This is a genomic window from Herbaspirillum frisingense (assembly GCF_047325095.1).
Taxonomy (GTDB): Bacteria; Pseudomonadota; Gammaproteobacteria; order Burkholderiales; family Burkholderiaceae_D; genus Herbaspirillum; species Herbaspirillum frisingense.
In genome coordinates, this window is the sequence record NZ_CP168558.1 from 5,280,302 (window position 1) to 5,296,075 (window position 15,774).

Annotated in this window: 13 protein-coding genes; 8 read left to right on the forward strand and 5 right to left on the reverse strand. The window is 64.6% G+C overall.

What is annotated here, in order from left to right:
• Positions 1–109: 109 nt before the first annotated feature.
• Entirely contained in the window at positions 110–742 is a 633-nt protein-coding gene (locus ACEOAC_RS24015) for a TetR family transcriptional regulator (RefSeq protein WP_241813610.1), read from the forward strand.
• Here ACEOAC_RS24015 and ACEOAC_RS24020 read toward each other — a convergent pair whose 3' ends face one another.
• Positions 743–1,765, reverse strand: coding sequence for a LacI family DNA-binding transcriptional regulator (locus ACEOAC_RS24020; RefSeq protein WP_413444327.1), 1,023 nt, complete (start codon positions 1,763–1,765; stop codon positions 743–745).
• A gap of 6 nt (positions 1,766–1,771) precedes the next feature.
• Between ACEOAC_RS24020 and ACEOAC_RS24025 the strand changes: the two genes are divergently transcribed.
• From ACEOAC_RS24025 to ACEOAC_RS24050, 6 genes are all read left to right on the forward strand, one after another.
• A complete protein-coding gene (locus tag ACEOAC_RS24025) occupies positions 1,772–2,068 on the forward strand; it encodes a hypothetical protein (protein ID WP_413444326.1) in 297 nt (98 codons plus the stop codon).
• Between the two features lie 58 nt (positions 2,069–2,126).
• Positions 2,127–3,290: an ABC transporter ATP-binding protein gene (locus tag ACEOAC_RS24030; RefSeq protein WP_413444325.1), complete on the forward strand. Its 1,164-nt coding sequence runs from the start codon at positions 2,127–2,129 to the stop codon at positions 3,288–3,290.
• 72 nt (positions 3,291–3,362) lie between these two features.
• Entirely contained in the window at positions 3,363–5,339 is a 1,977-nt protein-coding gene (locus ACEOAC_RS24035) for a beta-galactosidase (RefSeq protein ID WP_413444324.1), read from the forward strand.
• A gap of 176 nt (positions 5,340–5,515) precedes the next feature.
• Positions 5,516–6,760 (forward strand): ABC transporter substrate-binding protein, encoded by a 1,245-nt coding sequence (locus tag ACEOAC_RS24040; RefSeq protein ID WP_413444323.1) that lies wholly within the window; start codon positions 5,516–5,518, stop codon positions 6,758–6,760.
• 85 nt (positions 6,761–6,845) lie between these two features.
• A complete protein-coding gene (locus ACEOAC_RS24045; RefSeq protein WP_241813615.1) occupies positions 6,846–7,796 on the forward strand; it encodes a carbohydrate ABC transporter permease in 951 nt (316 codons plus the stop codon).
• Positions 7,797–7,816: 20 nt separating this feature from the next.
• Positions 7,817–8,668 carry a carbohydrate ABC transporter permease gene (locus ACEOAC_RS24050; protein ID WP_006464096.1) on the forward strand — a complete coding sequence of 284 codons (852 nt, stop codon included), beginning with the start codon at positions 7,817–7,819 and terminating at the stop codon, positions 8,666–8,668.
• An 11-nt stretch (positions 8,669–8,679) separates the two neighbouring features.
• Here the strand turns inward: ACEOAC_RS24050 and ACEOAC_RS24055 are convergent, their stop codons facing one another.
• Complete coding sequence (locus tag ACEOAC_RS24055; protein ID WP_413444322.1) at positions 8,680–9,528, reverse strand: hypothetical protein; 849 nt, start codon at positions 9,526–9,528, stop codon at positions 8,680–8,682.
• A gap of 260 nt (positions 9,529–9,788) precedes the next feature.
• Here ACEOAC_RS24055 and ACEOAC_RS24060 point away from each other — a divergent pair, with 260 nt between their 5' ends.
• Positions 9,789–9,935, forward strand: a complete 147-nt coding sequence (locus tag ACEOAC_RS24060) for a hypothetical protein (RefSeq protein WP_158243296.1) — start codon at positions 9,789–9,791, stop codon at positions 9,933–9,935.
• A 59-nt stretch (positions 9,936–9,994) separates the two neighbouring features.
• Here ACEOAC_RS24060 and ACEOAC_RS24065 read toward each other — a convergent pair whose 3' ends face one another.
• From ACEOAC_RS24065 to ACEOAC_RS24075, 3 genes are read right to left on the reverse strand one after another with little or no spacing between them, the layout of a single operon-like run.
• A complete protein-coding gene (locus tag ACEOAC_RS24065; protein ID WP_241813617.1) occupies positions 9,995–11,467 on the reverse strand; it encodes an efflux transporter outer membrane subunit in 1,473 nt (490 codons plus the stop codon).
• The gene (locus tag ACEOAC_RS24070) at positions 11,467–14,610 is read right to left on the reverse strand and encodes an efflux RND transporter permease subunit (protein WP_241813618.1); all 3,144 of its coding nucleotides are present in this window, start codon (positions 14,608–14,610) and stop codon (positions 11,467–11,469) included. Before ACEOAC_RS24070 ends, ACEOAC_RS24065 begins: the two co-directional genes overlap by 1 nt.
• The gene (locus tag ACEOAC_RS24075) at positions 14,607–15,689 is read right to left on the reverse strand and encodes an efflux RND transporter periplasmic adaptor subunit (RefSeq protein WP_413628922.1); all 1,083 of its coding nucleotides are present in this window, start codon (positions 15,687–15,689) and stop codon (positions 14,607–14,609) included. The genes ACEOAC_RS24070 and ACEOAC_RS24075 overlap by 4 nt, the downstream gene beginning before the upstream one ends.
• Between the last annotated feature and the right edge of the window lie 85 nt (positions 15,690–15,774).

Below are 15,774 nucleotides of genomic sequence, written 5' to 3' on the forward strand. Positions count from 1 at the left end.
CGGCCACCCAGGCTAGAATGCGACGAATCCGTCACATCCTGTTGATAAGCAGTATGCGATCATTTCGTCAGGTTTTCCATTCGCATTCCCTACGACCACTTCCTGCACCATGCCCAAACCCCGCCGCCCCCAGATTTCCCTGCGCAAGACGCCGCAGCAGGCCCGCTCGACCGAGCTGGTCGCCGCCATTCTCGAAGCGGCTGTTCAGGTTTTGCTACGCGAGGGGGCGCAACGGTTCACGACCGCGCGGGTGGCCGAGCGGGCCGGTGTGAGCGTGGGATCGGTGTACCAGTATTTTCCCAACAAGGCGGCCATCCTGTTCCGTCTGCAGGCCGACGAATGGCAGCAGACCACCGGGATGGTGCGCCAGTTGCTGCAGGACCAGCACAAACCACCCGCGAGGCGACTGCGGGAACTGGTGCATGCCTTCATCCGCAGCGAATTCGAGGAAGCCCAGGTCAGGCTGGCGCTGGCCGATGCAGCACCGCTCTATCGCGATGCGGTGGAGTCCGAAGCCTTGATCCAGGAGTGGGATGCGATCATCGCGACCTTCATGCGCGAGGCCCTGCCGGGCGTGCCGGCACCGCGACGCAAGCGCGCTGGCGAACTGGTGATGACCACGCTCTGCTCGGTGGGCGAACATCTCTCGCGCAGCGCGCAACAGCCCAAGGCCGTCCGCGCCTATGGCGAAGCCATGGCCGACATGTTCTGTGCGTATCTGGAGAGCCTGCAGGTGCGCTGATCAGCCCTTGCGCTTGCGTGGCGCTGCGGTCGAGGCGCGCTCCACCAGTTGCGGCGTGGCGGTCACCCGCATCACCGGCGAAGGGCTACGGCGCTCGATCAGCGCCAGCAGCAGATCGATGGACATGCGGGCCGCCTCTTCGGTCGGCACTGCCACCGTGGTCAAGGCCGGACGCGAGACCCGCGCCCACTGGATATCGGTGATGCCGGTGACGGAAATGTCACGCGGCACGTTCAGCCCGAGATCGGCGATGGCATTCATCGCGCCCAGTGCCGGCAGGTCATTGCTGGCAAAGATGGCGGTCACCTGTGGATGTTCCTTGAGCAATTCCATGGTGGCGCGATAGCCGGCCTCGACGGTGTCGTTGATGTAACGGGTGCGCTGCAGCGGGTGCGTGTGACCGGCCTGCGCGCAGGCGCTGGAAAATCCGCGATAGCGTTCGGCATGGATGCCGCTCTTCTTGCTGCCCACCAGCGCGGCGAAACACTGGTGACCCAGCCCCAGCAGATGACGCGCAGCGATTGCGCCGGCCTCATGGAAGTCCACTGCGATGCAGGGCAGCTCCGGCGGCGCATCGGGCTTTTCCCACATGCACAGCACGACCGGTGCACCGCGCTGTTCGGTCTTGCGCAGCTCATCCATGGGCAGGTTGGCATTCATGATCAGCACGCCATCGGACAAGGTGCCGGCGATCTGGTCGAGATAGGCGCGGCCAATATCGGGATCGTCATTGGTGTTGCAGACGATCAGGAAGCGGCCACGATCACGCGCGGCACGTTCGGCGGCCAGGGCGAACTCGGGATAGAAGGGGTTGGCGATGCTGGAGACCACCAGCGCCAGCGTCGGCGCCCGTCCCTCGGCCAGTGCGCGCGCCGTCAGGTGCGGCCGATAGCCGAGCTGGGCGACTGCGTCCAGCACACGCTGGCGCGTCTGCTCGCCGACCTTGCCGCGCTGGCGCAGGACGTTGGAGACGGTGGCCGAGGTGACACCGGCCAGACGGGCGACTTCGGATAAGGTGGTCATGGCTGCATGGAGTTGGAAGCCCTCGCATTCAATCCGCTTATGTCGGGCTTGTCAACGCAGTCCACCACCACGGCGCGAGCCGATAGCCCGGCAGCTGACAATTTCCTGTCGGCCTGCGGTTACAGGATTGTTGTTGCAGGGCCGATTCAAGATGGGTATGATCGACCGAAATTATTTGCCGCCACCAAGGCGGCAACACGATCAGAACAACGACGTGGAGACAACCCCGATTGCACACAGGAAACTCAGGCGATCTTTTTTTTGGATAGTTTGATTAAGCGCTTAACCTCAGGCTCGACCTGACGTCCGCCCTGCCCTTGCGGCGTCCTGACCTGCAATCCATTTCTGTAAGGAAGACGTGATGGCCAGCATCAGCTTGCGTGCAGCACAAAAAGCCTACGGCGATGCGCCGCCGGTGATCCGCAATGTGGACCTCGACATTGGCGAGCATGAATTCTGTGTCTTCCTTGGCCCTTCCGGCTGTGGCAAGTCGACCCTGCTGCGGGTGATCGCGGGGCTGGAAGACCTCTCCTCCGGTGATCTCTTCATCGGTGGGCGCCGTGTCAACGATGTGCCGTCGGCACAGCGCTCGGTGGCCATGGTGTTCCAGAGCTATGCGCTGTTCCCGCACATGACGGTGTTCGAGAACATGAGCTTCGGGCTGACCCTGGCCAAGCTGCCCAAGGTCGAGATCGAGCAGAAGGTGCGCGAGGCTGCACGCATCCTGCAGCTGGAAGAACTGCTGCAGCGCAAGCCCAAGGAATTGTCGGGTGGCCAGCGCCAGCGGGTGGCGATCGGACGTGCCATCGTGCGACGTCCGGGCGTGTTCCTGTTCGACGAACCGCTGTCCAACCTGGATGCCACACTGCGCAGCCAGACCCGCATCGAGATCGCCCGTCTGCACCGCCAGTTCGAACAGGCCAGCGTGGTCTATGTCACGCACGATCAGGTCGAGGCCATGACCCTGGCAGATCGCATCGTGCTGCTGCATGCCGGAGCCGACACGCAACGCTTCGGCAGCATCGCCCAGGTCGGTACACCCATGGAGCTGTACCACCATCCGCGTAACCGCTTCGTGGCCGGCTTCATCGGTTCACCGCGCATGAACTTCCTGCCGGTGCAGGTGGTCGGCGTGCAGGACCAGGGCATCCTGGTGCGCCTGACCAGCAGCGACGAGACTGTGCTGGTGGCCGCGCAGGGCGCCGTACAGCCGGGCCAGATGCTGACGCTGGGCGTGCGACCCGAACATATGGAGATCGGCCATGGCAGCCCTGCTGGCCAGCAGAGCCAGTACGGCATCACCCGCGAGGTGGTGTTGGTGGAACGCCTGGGCGAGCAGACCTACGTGCATCTGGATGAGCCAGCCGGTCAACCGCTGGTCGCCAAGGCCGCGGGGGATGCCCACATCGCCCGTGGCGAACGCCTGCGCGTCTCGGTGTCTCCCGACTGCACCTATCTCTTCGACCAGGACGGCGTGGCGCTGGCGCGCAGGCAGCCTGCTCCCGGTCTGGCTGCGGCGGCCTGAACCACGGGCTACGGCCGCGACCACCGCCGCACCTCTCCTTCCACGCTTCACTACCGCTAAGGAATCACGACCATGTCGTTACGATTGGGAGTCTGTTACTACCCTGAACATTGGCCCGAGGCCATGTGGGAAAGCGATGCGCAACGCATGCAGGCGCTGGGCATCAAGCAGGTGCGCATCGGCGAATTCGCCTGGAGCCGCATCGAGCCGTCGCCGGGCGACCTGCGCTGGGACTGGCTGGACCGCGCCATCGACGTGCTGGCCCGGCATGGTCTGGAGGTGGTGATGTGCACCCCGACTGCGACGCCCCCCAAGTGGCTCATCGACCGCCATGACGATGTGCTGGCAGTCGATGCCCAGGGTCGCGAGCGCGCCTTCGGTTCGCGACGTCACTATGATTTCTCGTCCGACTCCTATTACGAAGAATCACAACGCATCGTGCGCCTGCTGGGCGAGCGTTATGGCCAGCACCCGGCCGTGACCGCCTGGCAGCTGGACAACGAATACGGCTGCCACCAGACCGTGGTCAGCTATTCACCGTCGGCGCAGCGCCGCTTCCGCCAGTGGCTGCGCCAGCGCTACGGCAGCATCGATGCGCTCAACAGCGCGTGGGGTACGGTGTTCTGGAGCATGGAATATCGCAGCTTCGATGAGATCGATGCGCCCATCGGCACGGTGACCGAAGCCCATCCTTCGCATCGCCTGGACTACCGCCGCTTCGCCTCCGACGAGGTGGTGCGCTACAACCGCATGCAGGTCGAGATTTTGCGTCCGCTCTCGCCGGGTCGCTTGATGGTGCACAACTTCATGCAGATGTTCCTGGAGTTCGATCACTATCCGGTCGCGGCCGACCTGGACGTGGCCACCTGGGATAGCTATCCGCTGGGCGCGCTGGAGGTGATGTGGTTCGACCAGGACACCAAGGCGCGCTGGCTGCGCACCGGCCATCCGGATTTCGCCAGCTTCAACCATGACCTCTATCGCGGCATGTCGGTCCAGCCCTTCTGGGTGATGGAGCAGCAGCCGGGGCCGGTGAACTGGGCACATTGGAACCCGCATCCGCTGCCGGGCATGGTGCGTCTGTGGAGCTGGGAAGCCTTCGCCCACGGTGCCGGCTGCGTCTCCTACTTCCGCTGGCGCCAGTGCCCGTTCGCGCAGGAACAGATGCATGCCGGCCTGAACCGTCCGGACAATCGCCTCGACGTGGGCGGCTCGGAGGCCGAGCGCGTGGCGCAGGAAATCCTCGCGGTCGAAACCAGCCATGGTGCCCTGGCACAGCCACGCGGCAAGGTGGCGCTACTGTTCGACTATGACGCCAAGTGGCTCTTCGAGATCCATTTCCAGGGTATCGACTTCGAATATGCGCACTTCGCCTTCGACTACTACTCCACCCTGCGTGCGCTAGGGCTGGATGTGGACATCGTGCCGCTGCACGCGAACCTCGATGGCTACGCCATGATCGTGGTACCGCCGCTGCCCATCGTGCCGGACGACCTGCCGGGTCGCATCGCGAAAAGCGGCGCGCAGGTAGTGTTCGGCCCGCGTAGCGGTTCCAAGACCGTCTCGCTGCAGATTCCCGACACGCTGCCGCCGGGCTCCCTGCAAGAGTTGCTGCCGATGCGCGTCTGGCGTGTGGAATCGATGCGTCCCAACGTCAGCGAGCCGGTGCAATGGGGTAGCGAACAAGGACAGGGCCGCTACTGGCGCGACCTGATCGAAGCCGATGGCGATGGTCTGCAGACCATCGCCCGCTTCGGGGATGGCCACCCCGCCATCGTGCGCAAGGAACGGGCCCATTATCTGGCCGGCATCTTCGATGCCAACCTGACCATGCGCTATTTCGAAGAGGTCGCACGCGCCGCCGGGTTGACACCCCAGCGTCTGCCGGAAGGCCTGCGCCTGCAGCAGCGCGGCGGCCTGCAATTCGCTTTCAACTACAGCGATGCACCGATACAGCTACCGCACTCCGATACCGCACAGTTCCTGGTGGGACAGGCCCGCCTGGAACCGCAGGGCGTGGCGATCTACCGCAGCAGCAAACCCGATTAGGCAGGACGCCGGCCTCACTCTGGAAGAACGCACGGCAGCCGCGGCTGCCGCGCACAAGCAGGCAAGAGACCTGCGCAAGATGGGCAAAGAACCTGGCAGAACTGAAAAAGAAGCTGCGCAGGTCGGTCACAGCATCGACAACGCAGCTGTTTTGAAACCAACATTCGGAGACGACAATGAACAAGATGATTCGCATGTCCGTGATCGCCGGCTGCCTGGCCGCATCCGCCTGGAGCAGCGCCGCCATGGCCGGCACCCTGGCCGTCAACATCGCCTACAAGGGGGCGGTCCAGCGCGCGGTATGGCAATCGACGATGGATGAATTCAAGAAGGCCAACCCGGACGTGGACATCAAGGCGTCCTTCATCGAGGAAGAGGCCTACAAGGTGCAATTGCCGGGCTGGCTGTCGACCCAGGCGCCGGACATCATCAACTGGCACAACGGCGAGCGCATGGCCTTCTACGCCAGCCGCGGCCTGCTGGAAGACCTGAGCGAAGACTGGAAGAAGAACGGCTGGGACAGCACCTATGCTTCCACCAAGGAAGCGTCTTCCTGGCAGGGCAAGCAGTATTCGGCACCGACCGTGTACTACTCCTGGGGCATGTTCTACCGCAAGGACCTGTTCAAGAAGGTCGGCATCGCCAGCGAACCCAAGACCTGGGATGAATTCCTGGAAGCCTGCAAAAAACTCAAGGCCGCCGGCATCGCCCCGGTCGCCGTCGGTGGTCGCGACGCCTGGACCCTGGCCGGCTGGTTCGATTACCTCGACCTGCGCATCAACGGCAATGCCTTCCACCAGCAGCTGATGGCCGGCGACGTCGCCTACACCGACCCTCGGGTGAAAAAGGTCTATACCGCCTGGAAGAGCCTGATCGACAACAAGGTCTTCATCGACAACGCCCTGTCCTACGACCTGGACGGCGCCCAGCCCTTCTTGTTCCAGGGCAAGGCCGCCATGATGCTGATGGGAACCTTCATCGCCAAGGGCTTCCCGGCCAAGCTGGCACCGGAGATGGGTTACTTCCAGTTCCCCATCATCGATGCCGCCATGCCGACGGCCGAGGAAGGTCCGACCGAATCGATCCACATCCCGGCCAAGGCACGCAACAAGGCCGATGCGCACCGCTTCATCGCCTTCGTGGGAACACCCGCCATCAGCGCCAAGCTGGCCGAGGGCCTGGGATCGCTGCCGGCCAACAGCAAGTCGCCGGCACCGAGCGACCCGATCTCGCGCATCGGCTTCGAGATCCTGTCCAATGCCAAGGGCGGTATCTCGCAGTTCTATGATCGCGACATGACCAAGGAAATGGCCGATGAAGGCATGAAGGGCATGCAGAAGTTCGTCAGCGATCCGAACAAGCTCGATGATGTCCTCAACGATCTGGAACAGGCCCGCAAGCGCATCTACAAGAAGTCCTGAGCGCTGGCAGATAGTGACCCACCCGGGCCATTCCGGTCGCCGACGGCGGCGGGAATGGCCCGCAGAAATTGAAGGAGACCCTGCCATGCTCGCGCCCACTTCCGCCGCGCAGCCGCCTGCGACCGATGCAACGGCCACATCTGCCACATCTGCGGTATCAGCCACCCCGGCCAGCAGCCCGCAGCGCAGCGCCGCCCGTCGCAACCGTGCCGCCTTCTGGTTCCTGGCGCCGGCCTGCGTGATGACGCTGGTCTATGTGCTCTATCCGATCCTGTACACCATCTATCTCAGCTTCTTCAGCTGGGATGGCATGACCGATCCCAGGTTCGTCGGCCTGGCCAACTACGTCGAACTGTTCCACGCGCCGACCTTCTACACGGCGCTCAAGAACAATGTGCTATGGCTGCTGATGTTCCTGCTGGCGCCGCCCATGGGCCTGGCCATCGCGCTCTACCTGAACCAGAAGATGCGTGGCATGCGCGTGGTGAAGTCGCTGTTCTTCGCGCCCTTCGTGCTCTCGGGGGTGGTGGTGGGACTGATCTACAGCTGGTTCTATGATCCCAGCTTCGGCCTGCTGTCACTGATCCTGGGCCGAGGCGTACCGGTGCTGGGTGACGCCCGCTACGCCACCTTCGGCATCATCTTCGCGGCGCTGTGGCCGCAGACTGCCTATTGCATGATCCTCTATCTCACCGGGCTGACGGCACTGAACCACGACCAGGTAGAAGCGGCGCGCATGGAAGGCGCCAGGGGCTGGAGCATGCTGCGCTACGTGATCCTGCCGCAGCTGCGCTCGACCACTTTCATGGCCTTCGTGGTCAGCATCATCGGCGCGTTGCGCAGCTTCGACCTGATCTCGGTGATGACCAGCGGCGGACCTTACGAGAGTTCGACCGTGCTGGCCTACTACGCCTACGACCAGGCCATCAAGTATTACCGCCAGGGTTACTCGGCCGCGGTGGCAGTGACGCTGTTCGCCATCATGCTGGTCTACATCATCTACCAACTGCGCCGCATGCTGCGCGCCGAACGCTAACGAAGAAAAGAGGGATCGCCATGTTTCCCATGCCGATAGAAAAATGGAAGCCGTTCAATCGGGCGCTGTACCGTATCTCGGTGCCGGTGGCCCTGCTGATCTGGCTGCTGCCGATGCTGACCGCGCTGGTGACCTCGGTGCGCTCCAACGATGAACTGATGGCCGGCAACTACTGGGGCTGGCCGCAGGACTTCGCCATGCTGGAGAACTACCGCGAAGCGCTGACCGCCTCGCCCATGCTGCATTACTTCTGGAACAGCTGCCTGATCACCATTCCTTCGGTGATCGGCGCGATCTCGCTGGCGGCGATGGCCGGCTTCGCACTGTCTACCTACCAGTTCCGGGGCAATACGGTGCTCTTCGCCACCTTCGTGGCCTGCAACTTCGTGCCGCAGCAGATCCTGATGATCCCGGTGCGGGACCTGTCGCTGTCGCTGGGCCTGTTCAACACCATCACCGGGATGATGCTGTTCCACATCGCCATGCAGACCGGCTTCTGCACGCTGTTCCTGCGCAATTTCATCAAGCAGCTGCCCTTCGAGATGATCGAGGCGGCACGCATCGAAGGCGCCAGCGAGTGGACCGTGTTCTACCGCATCGTGCTGCCGCTGATCCGGCCCGCGCTGGCGGCCCTGGCGGTGCTGGTCTTCACCTTCGTCTGGAACGATTACTTCTGGGCGCTGGTGCTGACCCAGGGGGACGATGTGGCGCCCATCACAGTGGGCGTGGCGGCCCTGCGCGGACAGTGGACCACCGCCTGGAACCTGGTCTCGGCCGGTTCCATCCTGGCGGCGTTGCCCTCGGTGATCCTGTTCTTCGTGATGCAGAAGCAGTTCGTGGCTGGCCTCACCTTCGGGGCCAGCAAGGGCTGAGCCCGCTGCGCCTATTGGGCGGCAGCAGGCGTGGCGGCCACCTCGGGTGGCCCGCTCTTGGGCGGTGGCGGCGGCACGTCGGTGTGGATCATCAATACCGTGCACTGTCGTGCCACCATGCCATTCTTGGCCAGTTGCGGTCCCTTGCCGTTATAGATCTTGGCATTGCCCATGAAGACGCCATCGATCTTGAAGGTCCAGGTGTTGGCGGGATTCTCGAAGCGGTAACCCATGCCATCCAGGCTCAGCGATTCGCCCATGATGGTGCCGGACATCACCTCCTCTGCAATCTTGGTACGGCGCTTGAGGCTCACACGGTTACCATCGACCTCGGCGATGAAATTTGCCTGGAACGGCTTGGAATCCTTGTTGAAGCGGTTGGCATCGCAGGACATGACGGCACGCCAGCGGCCATCAGGCGGGGTCGGATCGGGACTGGCCGTACCGCCCGCGACGCCCGCCGAGGGCAGGACGCCGAGACGGCTGCCCAGCGTCACCGTAACCGAGTCAGGATAATCGAAACCGGCACCGCTGCTGCGATCGACCACATAGCCGATCGGGCCACCCAGCAGCAGGTTTCCCCACACATTGGTGTTGGCGCGCGAGACCACGTTCTGCTGACCGCTCACACCGTCCTTGGCGCATTCCACCAGCAAATCACCCGTGCTCTTCTTGATGGCCACGCTGCCTGGGGTCTTGACGTACCACTTACCGACGTCGTTGCTCAGCGTGCAGCTGGCACCCGAGATGATCTGGCTGCCCTGGTTGGCAATGACTGAAATGGGCTGCGTCTGCGTGCCCGTGATGGAGGCACAACCACCCAGCAGCAGTGCTGCAAGGCATACCGGCATTCTCGACATGGATTCCCCGATTCTCTTCTGTCCGCTCGCGCGGATTTCATTGTTGTTGTGGTTCGAGGCGGCGATAACGCTGCCCCTGAAGACCTACCACCACGCGAGAATATAGCTGAGCTGTTTGCCGGTTGACTGACGAATAACTGACAGCGGAGAAAAATTATTTCAACTGAAATGCGGGCGTCGCTTTTTGACATCCGGGCATGACCGGACCGGTGCAAGATGACTCCATCGACACAGCAATCCGCCACCACAAGGAGCCCATCATGCACACCACCACCCTGCGCCTGGCCGTCTTCATCGGTACGATGAGCATCGCGTTCGAAGCCCACGCCGGTCGCGGCGGGGCGATGCTGATGAAGGACCTGACCCGGCTGTTCAGCCACCTGTTCCAGCAGTACGTGGGCGGTTGAGGAGAGAAGGGGATAGGGAAGGGAGGGGAGCGCCCGCTGGGTGCTACCCTCCTGTCCGTTCAGGGCTTGGCCGCCGCCTGCTGGGGCGGTACCTCGATGCCCACGCCCATGGCCTGGAACAGGGTGGCGGTATCGCTCATGCGGCTGGCCGTGGCACGCACTTCGCCCAGCCTGGCATTGAGATACTGGCGCTCGCCTGCGCGTGCGGCACTGGCCGGGTAGGCGCCCAGCTGGGCGCGTCGCTGGGCATTGCGCCAGCCCTGCTCGCTGGCCGCGCGCGCCGCCGTGGAGGCTTGCAGGGCATCAGCATCCTGGGTCAGCGCCACCAGGCTATCGGCCACGTTCTGGAAGGCATTCAACACGGTCTGGCGATAATTGGCCTCGGCCGCGAGATAGGCCTCCTTGGAAGCGTCGCGCCGGGCGCTGAGAGCGCCGCCGTGGAACAGCGGCTGCGTCAACGAAGCCCCCAGTCCCCACACCGCACCCGCCCCACTGGTCGCCTTGGCCCAGGAAAAACCGGACTGGCCGAAGGAGGCGCTGATGGACAGGCTGGGGAACATCTCGGCCGTGGCCAGCGCCTGTTCGGCGGCAGCCACCTTCAATGCGGCGTCGGCGGCCAGGATATCGGGCCGCTGGCGCAGCAGTTCCGAAGGCAAGGTCATCGGCACTTCGCCGGGGAGTTGCAGACGGGTGATATCCAGATCGGCAGGCGCAGCGTCCGGGGTGCGTCCCATCAGCACCGCCAGCGCATGGCGCGAGGCCTGCCACTGCGCTTTCATGGCGGGCAGGCTGGCGCGCAGCGACTGCGCGCTGGCCTGCGCCGACAACAACTCATCCTGTGACACCGCACCCAGCGCCAGCCGGCGCTGCATCTCCTCGACATCGGCATCGGCCAGCGCCACCAGGCGTTCGGTATGCATCACCTGCGCGTGCAGGGAAGCCGCATTGATGGCCGTGATCACTACATTGGCCGCCACCGAGCGGCGTGCCGCGTCGAACTGGTAGGACTGCGCATCCACCTGGGCTGCAGCCGCCGAGTTGGCGAAGCGCTCCACGCCAAACAGGTCGAAGGTGTAGCTGGCGCGGATCTGGCCGGCGAAGACGTTGTACAGGTTGGTGGTCGGCCCCAGATTGGGCAGCCCCAGGGCGCGCTGGCGCTGGGCCTGGCCGACCGCATCGATGGTGGGCCACAGCGATTCATCGATCTGGGCGCGCAACTGCAGGCGGGCGGCGGCCAGATTGCGATCGGCCTGGGCCAGCGAATGGTTGCTACGCAGGGCCTCTTCCACCCATGCGGAGAGTTCCGGCGAACCATAGGCACGCCACCACTGCGGTACGGCGCGCTGGCCGAGCACGAATTTCTGACGCGCCTCCTGCGGCCCCAGGGTGGCGGGTGTGGCATCGACGGCGTAGTGGGCCGGCTGGGGCGAGGCCGGTGCCTCGCCGGTCGGACCCAGGGCGCAACCGGAGACCAGCAGCGCTGCGGCCAGCGCCAGGGTGCGCGGGGCGGGGGAAAAACGGACGGCGCTCATCAGTGGCTCCCTTGCGCGGCGTTGTCGCGATGATGGGTTTCATCCGGCTTGACCCGGTAGCACAGCGCATACAGGGCCGGCAGGTAGAACAGGGTCAGGATGGTGGCGATGGTGATGCCGCCCATCAGGGCGGTGGCCATCGGGCCGAAGAAGTTGCTGCGCAATAGCGGGATCAGCGCCAGCACGGCAGCGGCCGCAGTCAGCGTAATCGGGCGGAAGCGACGCACGGTGGCACCAACGATGGCGTCGAAGCGGCCACGGCCGGCAGCGATGTCCTGCTCGATCTGGTCCACCAGGATCACCGAGTTGCGCATGATGATGCCCAGCATGGCGATGGTCCCCAACATGGCGACGAAGCCGAAGGGCTGGCCGAACAGCAGCAACGCGCCGACCACACCGATCAGACCCAGCGGGGCGGTCATCACCACCATCAGGGTACGGCCGAAGCTTTGCAGCTGCACCATGAGCAACAGCAGTACGGCGATGAACATCAGCGGCATCTGTGCCGAGATCGAGGACTGCGCCTTGGCGTTTTCTTCCACCGGGCCGCCGACGTCGATACGGTAGCCCACCGGCAGCTCGGCGCGCAGCGCGTCGAGCTTCTGGTTGACATCGTTGGTCACGTCGATACCCTGCACGCCTGCTCGCACATCGGCCAGCACGGTGATGGTGGGCTGGCGGTTGCGTTCCCAGATGACGCCGTATTCCAGCGTGTTGTGGAACTTGCCCAGGGTCGCCAGCGGCACCGGGCCGTTAGGGGTGGGCATGGACAACGTGGCCAGGCGCGAGGGGTCGACGCGTTCGCTGCGCGGCGCGCGCAGATCGACGCTGATGAGCTTGTCGCGCTCGCGGTACTGGGTGATGGTGTAGCCCGACAGTTGCATGGCCAGGAAGTTGGAAATCTGCTGGCTGCTCAGACCCAGCTCACCGGCGCGTTTCTGGTCGATCTCGAAGGAGACCGAACGCTGCGCCGGTTCATCCCAGTCGAACTGGATATTGGTGGCACGGGTCTCCTTGCGCATTTCGGCGGCAACCTGTTCGGCGATGGCGCGCACCTTGGGAATCTGCTCGCCACTGATGCGGAACTGTACCGGGAAGCCGACCGGCGGACCGTTTTCCAGGCGCGTCATGCGGGTACGCACACCGCTGAACTGCTTGCGCAACGGCTCTTCCAGCGCCTTTGCCAGGGCTTCCCGATCTTCCACCGACTTGGCGGTGACCACGAACTGGGCAAAGTTGGGGCTGGCCAGTTGCTGGTCCAGCGGCAGGTAGAAGCGCGGTGCACCGACACCGACGAAGCTGATGTAGTGATCGATCTGCGGCCGGTCCTTGAGCAGGGCTTCCATGCGGATGGCTTCGCGCTGGGTGGCCTCGAAGGAGGCGCGCTCGGGCAGGTGCATGTCGATCAGCAGTTCGGGCCGGTCGGAGCTGGGGAAGAACTGTTGCGGCACCAGCGCGAAGGCGGCCAGCGAACCGATGAAGAGCAGGGTGGTGGCGATCACCACGCGGCCTCGGAAGGCCACGCACCAGGACACCGAGCGCCGCAGCAGGGTGTAGATGCGGGTCTGGTAGATGGGGTGATCGTGGTCTTCCTCGTCATGGCCGGCATGTGGATTGGCGGCGATCTGTTCATCAGTGAGCGCGCCCGGCTTTTCCTTGAGCATGTGGTAGCCCAGCAGCGGGATCAGCACCACCGCCGCCAGCCACGACAGCAGCAGCGCGATGGCCGAGACCTCGAAGATGGAACGGGTGTATTCGCCGGTCCCGGACTTGGCCAGGGCGATCGGCAGGAAGCCGGCCACCGTCACCAGGGTGCCAGTGAGCATCGGGAAGGCGGTGCTGGTGTAGGCGAAGGCGGCGGCGCGGCGGCGGTTCCAGCCCTGCTCCAGCTTCACCGCCATCATCTCGACGGCGATGATGGCGTCATCCACCAGCAGGCCCAGGGCCAGCACCAGGGTGCCCAGCGAGACCTTGTGCAGGCCGATGTCGAACATGTACATGAACAGTGAGGTCACCGCCAGCACGATGGGAATCGAGATCACCACCACCATGCCGGTACGGATGCCCAGCGAGACCAGGCTCACCACCAGCACGATGGCGACAGCCTCGGCCACGGCTTCGAGGAAATCGTCGACCGATTTTTCCACGGCGTGCGGCATGCTGGAGACCGCCGTCAGGGTCAGGCCGGCCGGCAGGCGCTTGCGCAATTCTTCGGTACGCGCATCCAGGGCCTTGCCCAGACGGATGACGTCGCCACCGGGCTGCATGGTCACGCCGATACCCAGCACCGGCTGGCCGTTGGCGCGCATTTCCTGTTCCTGGGGTTCGTCGTAGCCACGGTGGATGGTGGCGATGTCACCCAGCCGGAAATTGCGGTTGTTGAGGTGGATGACCTTGTCTTCCAGTGCCCGCAGGTTGTCGAACTGGCCGGTAGGACGCACATAGACGCGGTCGTTGCCGGTGGTGATCAGGCCGCCCGGCACCACGGCGTTCTGGCCGCCGATGGCATCGGCCAGTTGCTGCGGGCTGATGCCCAGGCGCGTCATGCGGGCGTTGCCGATGTCGATGTAGATGTGTTCCTGGCGCTCGCCGAAGTAATCGATCTTGGCCACACCCGGCACGTGCAGTAGTTCACCGCGCAACTGGTCGGCATAGTCGCGCAGTTGTGCGGGCGTGAAGCCGTCGCCGGCCAGTGCATAGATGTTGGTGTAGACGTCGCCGAATTCGTCATTGAAGTAAGGTCCCTTGACGCCTTGCGGCAGGGTGGCGGCGACGTCGCCGACCTTCTTGCGCACCTGGTACCAGGTCTGCGGCACCTGCGAAGCGGGTGCGGTGTCCTTGATGGTGAAGAACAGCTGCGACTGGCCGGCACGGGAATAGCTGCGCAGGAAGTCCACATCCGGCGTTTCCTGCAGCTTGCGGGCGATGCGGTCGGTAATCTGCTCCTGGACCTGGCGCGCGGTGGCACCGGGCCAGTCGGTCTGGATCACCATGACCTTGAAGGTGAAGGGCGGGTCTTCGGACTGCGAGAGCCGGTTGTAGGAGCCTATGCCCAGCAGCGTCACCAGCGCCAGGATGAAGGTCACCAGCGCCTGGTGCTGCAGCGTCCAGGCGGAGAGATTGAAACGGCCGGGCGCGCTCATAGGGCGAAGTCCTCGGCGTGCAGCGGGGCGACCGGCTTGACCTTCTCGCCAGCAGTCAGGGTATGGACGCCCTGCACCACCACCTTGTCAGCCGCGGCCACGCCCTGCGACAGCGAAATGCTGCGCTCGCCATAGGCCGATACGGTCACCGGGCGAAGTTCCAGCTTGCCTTCGGCGCCGACGATCCAGACCGCCGGCTTGCCGCCTTGATGGAACAGCGCAGTCGCCGGCAGCAGCAATACCTTGGCCTGGCCGGAGGGAACGTCGGGCGTGATCACGACATCCCCGGTCATGCCCAGGCGCACGCTGGCGTCGGGTTGTTCCAGGGTGACCTTGACGCGATAGGTGCGGCTCTGCAGGTCGGCGGCGGGACTGACTTCGCGCACCTTGCCCTTGAAGGTCTTGCCCGGCAACGCGGCCAGGGTGACGGTCGCGGGCTGGCCAGGTTGCAGGCCGGCCAGCTGGCGGTCGGCGACATCGGTCACCACATCCACGGCGCCCGACCAGGCCAGCGAATAGACCGGCTGGCCAGGGTTGAGCACGTCACCGGTATTGGCCTGTTCGGCACTGATGACGCCGTCATGCTGGGCTACCAGGGTGGTGTAGTCGCGCTGGTTGCCGGCCACCGAGGCACGTGCCTGGGCCGCCTGGAACTGCGCCAGTGCAGCGGCGCGCGCATCCTGGCTCTGTTCCAGTTGCTGGGCGCTGATCAGCTGTTCGCGGGCCTGGGCGGTATCGCGCTGCAACTGTTTCTCGGCGGCGTCCAGGTGCTGGCGTGCCGAGGCCAGTTCGGCGCGGGCGGAGGCGGCATTCTGATCGGCATCCGACGGGTCCAGGCGGGCCAGCACCTGGCCCTTGCGCACCACGTCGCCCAGGTGCACGCGGCGCTCCACCAGCTGGCCGGCGACACGGAAGGACATCGAGGTCACATAGCGCGACTGCACCTCGGCCGGGAGATGCAAAGGCTGTCCGCCGTCCCGTTCCTGCGGCTGCAGGATCACCACTTCGCGCGGGGCATCGGCCACCGGCGCCGGCTTGCTGCAGGCCGACAGGGTCAGCGCCAGGGCCACCGCGGCCAGGCCGAGCGGTACGCGCCGGGGTAGCGACAGATGCAGGGGAAGGACACGGGGACGCGGATCGGGCTTCACAGCTTTCCTTTCAGGA

Bases quoted from the DNA above. Each gene is read 5' to 3' on its own strand.
- ACEOAC_RS24020 (WP_413444327.1), bottom strand. From the start codon at position 1,765: ATGACCACCTTATCCGAAGTCGCCCGTCTGGCCGGTGTCACCTCGGCC.
- ACEOAC_RS24030 (WP_413444325.1), top strand. From the start codon at position 2,127: ATGGCCAGCATCAGCTTGCGTGCAGCACAAAAAGCCTACGGCGATGCG.
- ACEOAC_RS24045 (WP_241813615.1), top strand. From the start codon at position 6,846: ATGCTCGCGCCCACTTCCGCCGCGCAGCCGCCTGCGACCGATGCAACG.
- ACEOAC_RS24015 (WP_241813610.1), top strand. From the start codon at position 110: ATGCCCAAACCCCGCCGCCCCCAGATTTCCCTGCGCAAGACGCCGCAG.
- ACEOAC_RS24035 (WP_413444324.1), top strand. From the start codon at position 3,363: ATGTCGTTACGATTGGGAGTCTGTTACTACCCTGAACATTGGCCCGAG.
- ACEOAC_RS24050 (WP_006464096.1), top strand. From the start codon at position 7,817: ATGTTTCCCATGCCGATAGAAAAATGGAAGCCGTTCAATCGGGCGCTG.
- ACEOAC_RS24060 (WP_158243296.1), top strand. From the start codon at position 9,789: ATGCACACCACCACCCTGCGCCTGGCCGTCTTCATCGGTACGATGAGC.
- ACEOAC_RS24065 (WP_241813617.1), bottom strand. From the start codon at position 11,467: ATGAGCGCCGTCCGTTTTTCCCCCGCCCCGCGCACCCTGGCGCTGGCC.
- ACEOAC_RS24025 (WP_413444326.1), top strand. From the start codon at position 1,772: ATGGAGTTGGAAGCCCTCGCATTCAATCCGCTTATGTCGGGCTTGTCA.
- ACEOAC_RS24040 (WP_413444323.1), top strand. From the start codon at position 5,516: ATGAACAAGATGATTCGCATGTCCGTGATCGCCGGCTGCCTGGCCGCA.
- ACEOAC_RS24055 (WP_413444322.1), bottom strand. From the start codon at position 9,528: ATGTCGAGAATGCCGGTATGCCTTGCAGCACTGCTGCTGGGTGGTTGT.
- ACEOAC_RS24070 (WP_241813618.1), bottom strand. From the start codon at position 14,610: ATGAGCGCGCCCGGCCGTTTCAATCTCTCCGCCTGGACGCTGCAGCAC.